The organism is Mycobacterium angelicum (assembly GCF_002086155.1).
Classification (GTDB): domain Bacteria; phylum Actinomycetota; class Actinomycetes; order Mycobacteriales; family Mycobacteriaceae; genus Mycobacterium; species Mycobacterium angelicum.
The window spans coordinates 1-1,545 of sequence record NZ_MVHE01000184.1; the positions used below are offsets into that span (position 1 = coordinate 1).

Here is a 1,545-nt window from a genome sequence, read left to right on the forward strand (position 1 = left end):
GGATCATTGCCGCCGCGGGCGCCGACGAGCCCATCGCGGTGGTGGGCATGGCCTGTCGCTTCCCCGGCGGCATCGATTCGGCCGCCGGACTGTGGCAGGTCGTCAGCGGCGGCATCGATGTCATGGGGGCTTTCCCGACGGATCGGGGCTGGAACCTGGCCGAGTTGTTCGACCCCGACCCCGACGCGGTCGGCAAGACCTACACCCGCTACGGCGGCTTCCTGCCCACCGCGGCGGACTTCGACGCGGAATTCTTCGGCATCTCCGCCCGCGAAGCCCAGGCCATCGAACCCCAGCAGCGGCTGCTGCTGGAGGTGTGCTGGGAAGCCCTGGAAACCGCCGGCATCGACCCGGCCGGACTGGCCGGCTCCGACACCGGAGTATTCGCCGGAACCTGGGCACAGCCCTACGGCGACGCGACCTCCGACGGGGTGGAGGGCTACGCCATGACCGGCGCGCTCACCAGTGTCGCGTCGGGGCGGGTGGCGTATCTGTTGGGGTTGCAGGGTCCGGCGATCACCGTGGACACCGCCTGCTCATCCTCGCTGGTGGCCGCGCACTTGGCGTGTCAGTCACTGCGCAACGGCGAATCGACACTGGCCCTGGCCGGCGGCGTCACCATCATGACCACCCCGGGCCCCTTCACCGAATTCGCCCGCCAACGCGGCCTGGCCGCTGACGGACGCTGCAAAGCATTCGCCGCCGCCGCCGACGGCACCGCCTGGGGCGAAGGCGCCGGCGTCCTGGTCCTCGAACGCCTCAGCGACGCCCGCCGCCACCACCACCCCGTCCTCGCCCTCATCGCCGGCTCGGCGGTCAACCAAGACGGCGCCTCCAACGGCCTGACCGCCCCCAACGGCCCCGCCCAACAACGCGTCATCACCCAAGCCGCCGCCAACGCCGGCATCGCCCTGGATCACGTCGACGTCGTCGAAGCCCACGGCACCGGCACCAAACTCGGCGATCCCATCGAAGCCGGCGCCCTGATCGCCACCTACGGCGCCCACCGCGACCCCGAGCACCCGCTGTGGCTGGGCTCGATCAAATCCAACCTCGGCCACACCCAGGCCGCGGCCGGGGTCGCCGGGCTAATCAAGATGATCACCGCCCTGCACCACGACGTGTTGCCCCCGACCCTGCACGTGGATGAGCCCAGCCCGCATGTGGACTGGTCAGCCGGCACCGTACGGCTACTCACCGAACCCACCCCCTGGCCGGCCACCGACCACCCCCGCACCGCCGCGGTGTCCTCGTTCGGTCTCAGCGGCACCAATGCCCACGTGATCGTCCGACAGGCTCCGGCCCCGGTAGCTACAACAGCTCCGCTAGCCACCAATACGGTCCCGTTGCCGGTGTGGCCGGTGTCGGCGCGCACCCCCGCGGCGTTGGCCGCCCAGGCCGACCGCCTTTACCAGCACCTTTGCCAGCACCCCGACCTCGACCCGGCCCAGGTGGCCTACAGCCTGGCCACCACCCGCACCCACCACCCCTACCGAGCCGCCCTCACCACCCCCACCGACGCCGAGGACACCCGCACCGAACTCC

The 1,545-nt window shown here is 71.3% G+C and carries 1 protein-coding gene; it reads left to right on the forward strand.

What is annotated here, in order from left to right; all coding sequences use genetic code 11:
• A partial coding sequence (locus BST12_RS28865; RefSeq protein WP_139802053.1) for a type I polyketide synthase occupies positions 1–1,545 on the forward strand: 1,545 nt, incomplete at both ends.